Below are 7,097 nucleotides of genomic sequence, written 5' to 3' on the forward strand. Positions count from 1 at the left end.
CGAGGGGCAGCGCCCCTCGCACCGCAGGTTCGGGCGTGGTTGCCACCGCCTGTCTTGCATGGCATCCCGAAGGCGCAGTCAGGAGAGCGGTGATGCGGCAGGCGGAAGAGGTGACATTCGGCGGGTCCGGTCTGGACCGGGCGGCGGATCTGCGCGGGGACATTCCGGCACTTGCGGCGGCGCTGCAGGCGCCGGGCGCGCGCAGCGTGGTGATCTGGCGCGGCAAGCCGCTGGTGCGCGGCGAGGCGCAGGCGGATCTGCTGCGGCTGCCGCTGGACCATCCGCTTCTTGCCGAGGCGCGGGCGCGCCCGGTGCTGCTGGGGCGCGAGGCGGGCGCTGTGGTGCTGGCGCATGACATTTCCGGCTGGGAGCCGGAGGCGCCCCCGGGCGAGGGGTTTCTGGACCAGAGCGTGCAGGTTCATCCGCTGGCGCCCGAGGGCGCGCGGTTTGTCGAATTGCGGGCGCTGCTGATGGCGCTGAGCCCGCGCGATGCCGAGCTTGCCGCGACCGCCAAGGCGATCCTTGGCTGGCATGACAGCCACGGCTTCTGCGCCCGCTGCGGCCATGCGTCAGAGGTGATGATGGCGGGCTGGCAGCGGGTCTGTCCCGCCTGTGGCACGCATCATTTTCCGCGCACCGATCCCGTGGTCATCATGCTGGTGACGCGGGGCAATTCCTGCCTGCTGGGGCGGTCGCATGGCTGGCCCGAGGGCATGTTCTCCTGTCTGGCGGGCTTTGTGGAGCCGGGCGAGACCATGGAGGCGGCGGTGCGTCGCGAAGTGATGGAAGAAACCGGCGTTCCTGTGGGGGCGGTGCGCTACATGGCGACGCAGCCCTGGCCCTGGCCCTCGTCGCTGATGATGGGCTGTCACGCCGAGGCGCTGGACACGGCGCTGACCATCGATCCGGTGGAAATCGAGGCGGCGCGCTGGGTCAGCCGCGAGGAACTGGCGCAGGCCTTCGCGGGGGATCACCCCGAGATCAAGCCCGCGCGGAAAGGTGCCATCGCGCATTTTCTGCTGCGGGCGTGGCTTGCGGACCGGCTCGATTGACGCGAGGCTTGGCGCAACACCAGTCGGGTGGGGCAGGAGCGGATATGGAATTCACGACAAAAGAAGACATCGCGGCACCGGTGGAGCAGGTCTATGCCGAGCTGACCGATTACGAGCGTCTGGAGCGGCAGATCATGCGCCGCGGCGTCGCTCTGCGCCGTGTGGCGGAGGGCCCCGGCGTGGGCATGGCATGGCAGGCGACCTTTGGCTTTCGCGGCAAGGAGCGCGAGGCGCGGATCACGCTGGTGGAGGCGCAGGCGCCCGACCTGCTGGTCTATGACAGCCTGTCCGGCGGGCTGGAGATGCGCACCCGGCTGGAATTTGTGGCGCTGTCGCGCTCGCGCACCCGCGTGACCATGACGGCGGATCTGAAGCCGCAGACCCTGTCGGCGCGGCTGCTGGTGCAGTCGCTGAAACTGGCACGGGGCAATCTGGAAAAGCGCTTCCGGGTGCGCATGGCGGACTATGCCAAGCAGCTGGAGGACCGGCTGAGCCGGGCCTGATCCCGCTCAGGGCAGCGAGAGCGGGCGCAGGGCCGCGTAAAGCGCCCGCCAGCGGTCCAGCCTTGCGCGCAGGGCGGGCGCGTCGCGGGGCGTGAAGAGCTGCGTGGGCACCGGGCGCCGCGCCAGATCCGTGCGGCTGATCCGCCCCAGCGCAAGGGCCGCCAGCCGCGCCGCGCCGATGGCGGGGCCAGCGGGCGCGCCTTCGGGGCGATAGACCGCGTGGCCGGTGACATCGGCCAGCACCTGCAGCAGGAAATCGCTGCGCGCGCCCCCACCAAGCGCGGGCAGCGGCCCCGGATCCTGCGCCGGACTGTCGAAGCTGGCGAAGGCATCGGCGAAGCAGAAGGCCACCGCCTCGACGGCGGCGCGCATCATGGCGGCGCGGCTGGTGCTGTCCTCCAGCCCGAAAAACGCGCCCCGGATATGCGGATCGCCATGCGGGCTGCGCTCGCCGGTCAGATAGGGCAGGAACAGCGGCACGCGGGCGGGGTCGGTGGCTTCGGCCTCGGCCAGCAGCGGGCCGATCTGCGCCCCGGCGATGCCCGCGAACCATGCCAGCGGGCGCGCGCCGTTCAGCATGGCGGCCATCTGCACCCAGCGGTCGGGCAGGGTATGGGCGAAGGCATGCACGAAGCGCGCCGGATTGGGGGTGTAGCTGTCCCCGGCCACCAGAAGCTGCGCCGAGGTGCCGAGCGAGATCAGCCCCGCCCCCGGCTCCACCGCGCCCACCGACACGGCGCCGGTGGCGGCATCGCCGCCGCCCGTCACCACCGGCAGCCCGGGGCGCAGCCCCAGCGCCTCCGCCACCTGCGGCAGCAGGGGGCCTGCCACCTCGTGGCCGGCACGCAGTTCGGGCAGCCAGCGCGGATCGGTGGCGGAGGCGGCACAAAGCGCGTCGGACCAGCGCCGGGCCGCCTGATCGAACCACAGCGTGCCCGCCGCATCCGAAGGGTCGGTGACATGGCCACCATGCAGGCGCAGGCCGATGTAATCCTTGGGCAGCAGCACATGGGCGATGCGCGCGTGATCCTGCGGCGCGTGGCGCGACAGCCACAGCAGTTTCGGCGCGGTGAAGCCGGGCAGCGGCGGCACGCCCGCGATCTGGCCGATCTGCGGCAGGCTGCGGGCCAGATCGGCGCATTCGGCATGGGCGCGCCCGTCATTCCACAGCATCGTCGGGCGCAGCACCTGATCCGTCGCATCCAGCAGCACGGCCCCGTGCATCTGCCCGGAAAGGCCGATGGCGGCGATGTCCTGCCGGTCAGAGGCCGAAAGCGGCGCCAGCAGGTCGGCCAGCACGCGCAGCACCGCCTGCCACCAGTCCGCCGGATCCTGTTCCGAGGCATAGGGCATGGGCGAGCGCGTGGTCAGCGGATGCGTGGCCTCGCCCAGCATGCGCCCGTCCCGGCAGAGCACGGCAATGACGGAGCTTGTGCCCAGATCCAGCCCGATTTCCACGATCAGCCCCTCCTGCCCGTCGCGCGTCCCTGCGCGCGACCCGCCTGCCTGCGCAGGCTTTCCCGATCTGCCTGCCCGCGCAGGTTTGCCCGACCCGGCGCCAAGGGCAAGGGGTCAGCCAAGGGTCACCACCCGCCCGCCCGCCGCGCGGGCATCTTCGGCGTCATGGGTCACCAGCAGCACCGGCAGGCCACGCGCCTGCGCCCGCGCCAGCACCAGCGCGCGGATCTGCGCGCGCAGACCGGCATCCAGCCGCGAGAACGGCTCGTCCAGCAGCAGCGCGCGCGGCTCCGCCAGCAGCATCCGCATCAGCGCCACCCGCGCCTTCTGCCCGCCCGACAGCGTGGCGGGATCGCGCGGGCCGTAGCCTGCCAGCTCCACCTCCTGCAGGGCCGCCTCGATCCGGGTGCGGCGGGCGGCGCCGCGCAGGGCGCGGGGCAGGCCGAAGCCCAGATTGCCTGCCACCGACAGATGCGGAAACAGCAGGTCGTCCTGAAACAGGATGCCCACCTGCCGCGCCTCGGCGGGGCGCCGGGTCAGATCGGTGCCGTTGAGCAGGATGCGCCCCTCCAGCGTGAAGGCCGGATCAAGCTGGCCGATGATGGCCGACAGCAGCGTGGATTTGCCGGATCCGGAGCGGCCCATCACCGTCAGCACCTCGCCCGGGGCCACGCGCGCGTCGAGCGTCAGCAGCAGATCGCCGCCGCGCCGCAGGATCACATGGTCCAGCACCAGCCCCTCAGCCATGGCGCATCCCCCGCCGGTGGCGCCACAGCAGCGCAGGCAGCAGCAGCGCCAGCGCGAAGGGCAGGAAGGCGGCGCCGGTCTGGGCTAGCGCGGTCACGCCGATCACCCGCCGGTCGCCGCCGGAGGCAAGCGCCACCGCTTCGGTGGTCAGGGTCGGCACCCGGCCCGCGCCGATCAGCAGCGTCGGCAGGAACTGCCCGACGCTGGCGGCGGCGGCCACGGCAAAGGCGGTCAGCACCGGGCGCAGCAGCAGCGGCAGGCGCAGCCGCCAGAACACCGCAGCCGGGCCATGCCCCAGCGCGTGGCCCACGGCGGCATAGCGCGGATCCAGCGCGCGCCACGGATCGCTGAGCGACAGGAAGGCGTAAGGCAGCACAAAGACCAGATGGGCGGCGATCACCGCCGCCCGGCTGCCCTCCAGCCCCGCCAGCAGCGCCAGCACCTGCAGCCCCGGCAGAAAGGCGATCTGCGGCACCAGCAGCGGCAGATAGAGCAGCCAGAGCGCGCGGCGGGTCGGGCGCAGATGGTGGCGCTGTTCGGCCTGCAGGCAGGCCAGCACCAGCGCCGTGGCGATGCCCGCCGCCAGCGCGGCGATCAGCAGCGTTTCGGCCAGCAGCGCCGCCAGCCCCGGCCCGTGACGCTGCCAGCTGCGCAGCGACAGGGCATCGGGCAGGAGGGAGGGAAAGGTCCAGACCCCGGCCAGCGACCAGACGGCGAGCCCCGCCAGCCCCAGCAGCACGGCGCCTGCCGACATCCCCCCCAGCGCCAGACCGGCGGCGCGCAGGCCGCGCTCGGCCCGTCCGCGCCCGCCACGGGTCAGCCAGCCGCGCGTGGCGCGTGCCAGCGCCAGTTCGCCACAGCGCCACAGCGCCAGCGCCAGCAGCGTGGCGGCAAACAGCAGCACCGCCCCCGCCGCCGCCTGAAAGCGCAGCGCCAGATCGGGATCGTTCATCCAGCGCAGCACCTGCACGCCAAGCGGCGGCGGCGTGGTGGGGCCAAGGATCATCGCCACATCCACCACCGACACCGAATAGGCCAGCACCGCATAGACCGGCAGCCGGATCAGCGGATAAAGCCGGGGCAGGATCACCTTGATCCAGCCGGTGATGCGCCCGTAACCCAGCGCCTGCGCGGTGGCGAGGCTTTGTCCCGGGCGCAGGCCGGGCAGGGCCGCCAGCACCATCAGCAGCAGGAAGGGCATCTCCTTGACCACGAGCCCGGCGGTCAGCGACAGCCCCCATGGATCCTGCAGGATCAGCAGATCGGGCGGGCGGTCCCAGCCCAGAATCTGCGCCAGCCCGCGCGCGATCCATCCCGAGGGCGCGATGAGAAAGGCAAGGCCGAAGGCCGCCGCCGCATGGGGCACCGACAGCAGCGGCGACAGCGCCCGTTCCAGCAGGGCAAAGGCGCGGGTGCCGTGCCAGCCCGCGCAGATCAGCAGCGTCAGCCCCAGCGCCAGCGCGGTGGCGGCAAGCCCGGTGCCAAGGCTCAGCGCCAGCGCGCGCGGCAGGCCCGGCCAGTCCAGCAGGGCGCGGAACGGCTCAAGCCCCGGGGTGGTGCCGCCCAGCGTGGGCATCACGCCAAAGGCGGGCGCCAGCGTGCCCGCCAGCCCCGCCGCCACCGGACCCAGCAGCGCCAGCAGCACCAGCGCGGGCGCGGCCCTCAGCACTCAGGGCGCCACGCCGTAGCGGCGGGTCCAGTCCGTCTCCAGCCGGTCCATCCACGAGGGATGCGGCTCTGGCAGGGTGGGGCCAAGCGCTGCGGGATCCAGCGTCGCCTCTCCCAGCGGCAGCGCGTCAAAGAGCGCGCGGTCCTGCGGCGCAAGCCGGTCCAGCGCCAGCACCGGGCCCAGCCCCCAGATTTCGGGGTTCGCCATGCGCGCCTGCGCCTCGGGGGACATCAGCAGGTTGGCCAGCACCATGGCACCCGCCTTGGCCTTGGCATTGTAGGGGATGGCGACAAAGCTGGCATTGCCCAGCGTGCCGCCGTCATGGACATGGCTGCGCACCGTGTCGGGCAGCTGGAAGGCGGCGATGGCATTGGCGGCGGCGTTGGGGTTGAAGTCAAAGCCGATGTCGATTTCCGCATCGGCCATCAGCTGCACCAGACGCGGCCCGTTCTGCGGCCATGCGCGGCCCTGCCGCCAGAGGTTGGGATGCAGCGCGTCGAGATAGGCCCAGAGCGGGGCGGTGGCCGCGTCATAGGCCGCGTCAGTGACCGGCTGCGACAGCAGCGCCGGATCGGGAGTAAGCTCGATCAACGCCTGCTTGAGAAAGGTGGAGCCCAGAAAATCCGGCGGCTGCGGATAGGCAAAGCGGCCCGGATTCTCTGCCGCCCAGTCCGCCAGCGCCGCCATCGACCGGGGCGGTTCGGCCAGCCGGGCGCTGTTATGGAAAAACACCAGCCGGGCCATGCCCCATGGCGCCTCCAGCCCCTCGGTGGGCACGGTGAAATCGGCGGTCAGCGCGGCATTGGCGGCAGGATCGGTCAGTGCGAAATTCGGCAGCGCCTCGGCCCATGGCCCGAACAGCAGGCCCTGCTCTTTCATCGCGGCAAAATTCTCGCCATTGATCCAGATGAGGTCGACCGCGCCGCCGCTGTCCTGACCGGCGGTCTTTTCGGCCAGAACCCGGCTCACCGCCTCGGCGGTGTCGGAAAGTTTCACATGGGTCACGGTGACGCCGTGCTGCGCCAAGGCCTGCGCGCCCAGCCAGTCGATGAAGCCGTTGACCGCGTCCGACCCGCCCCATGCGTTCCAGTACACGGTCTGGCCCCGCGCTTCTTCGGTGACGGCGGCCCAGTCGGCGGGGTCGGGATCGGCCAGCGCGCCGGTGGCTGCGGCACAAAGCGCCGCTGTGCAGAAAAACTGCCGGATCATCATACACTCCTTGCAAGGCCGCGGGGCGAACCGGGGCCATGTGGCAAGTCCGTGTGGTCGCGGTCAACCGAATTTCCCGTCAGGCGCGGACCCCGGCAAGGGCGGTGGCCAGCGGTTCGGGCCAGTGTGCGGGCTCCAGCGAGGGGAGGACTGCCAGCGCGCCGGTAAAATCCTCCGCTTCGGTATAAAGCGCGGGTGTCACCACCACGCGCAGCCCCGCGCCACGCGCCGACAGCACCCCGTTGCGGCTGTCCTCGAACGCAAGTGCTGCCCCGGCGGGCAGGCCCAGCCGGGCCAGCGCCAGCGTGTAGATGTCGGCGGCGGGCTTCTTGCGCGGCACCTCGTCCCCCGCCGCGATCACGTCGAAGACCTGATCCGCGTCGCGGCCCCAGCAGGCGCGGGCCAGCGCCTGCACATTGGGCGCGCTGGTGGTGGTGGCGACCGCCAGCCGCAGCCCCG

7 protein-coding genes are annotated in these 7,097 nt (G+C 72.1%); 2 read left to right on the forward strand and 5 right to left on the reverse strand.

Going from position 1 to position 7,097, the window contains the following annotated elements; genetic code table 11:
• The first annotated feature begins 92 nt into the window (after positions 1-92).
• Together nudC and VK682_RS06405 are read left to right on the forward strand one after the other, a co-directional pair.
• Complete coding sequence (gene nudC / locus VK682_RS06400; protein ID WP_324781579.1) at positions 93-1,052, forward strand: NAD(+) diphosphatase; 960 nt, start codon at positions 93-95, stop codon at positions 1,050-1,052.
• A 44-nt stretch (positions 1,053-1,096) separates the two neighbouring features.
• Positions 1,097-1,555 carry an SRPBCC family protein gene (locus tag VK682_RS06405; protein ID WP_324781580.1) on the forward strand — a complete coding sequence of 153 codons (459 nt, stop codon included), beginning with the start codon at positions 1,097-1,099 and terminating at the stop codon, positions 1,553-1,555.
• A gap of 6 nt (positions 1,556-1,561) precedes the next feature.
• Here the strand turns inward: VK682_RS06405 and xylB are convergent, their stop codons facing one another.
• The 5 genes from xylB to VK682_RS06430 form a co-directional block, all read right to left on the reverse strand.
• Positions 1,562-3,013, reverse strand: coding sequence for a xylulokinase (gene xylB, locus VK682_RS06410; protein ID WP_230795826.1), 1,452 nt, complete (start codon positions 3,011-3,013; stop codon positions 1,562-1,564).
• 114 nt (positions 3,014-3,127) lie between these two features.
• Positions 3,128-3,760: an ABC transporter ATP-binding protein gene (locus tag VK682_RS06415; protein WP_324781581.1), complete on the reverse strand. Its 633-nt coding sequence runs from the start codon at positions 3,758-3,760 to the stop codon at positions 3,128-3,130.
• Positions 3,753-5,429: an ABC transporter permease gene (locus tag VK682_RS06420; RefSeq protein ID WP_230795825.1), complete on the reverse strand. Its 1,677-nt coding sequence runs from the start codon at positions 5,427-5,429 to the stop codon at positions 3,753-3,755. Before VK682_RS06420 ends, VK682_RS06415 begins: the two co-directional genes overlap by 8 nt.
• Positions 5,430-6,638 (reverse strand): ABC transporter substrate-binding protein, encoded by a 1,209-nt coding sequence (locus VK682_RS06425; protein ID WP_324781582.1) that lies wholly within the window; start codon positions 6,636-6,638, stop codon positions 5,430-5,432.
• 79 nt (positions 6,639-6,717) lie between these two features.
• The coding region (locus VK682_RS06430; RefSeq protein WP_324781583.1) for an HAD-IA family hydrolase at positions 6,718-7,097 on the reverse strand (380 nt) is incomplete at its 5' end.

Source organism: Salipiger marinus, from assembly GCF_035481585.1.
Lineage (GTDB): Bacteria > Pseudomonadota > Alphaproteobacteria > Rhodobacterales > Rhodobacteraceae > Salipiger > Salipiger marinus.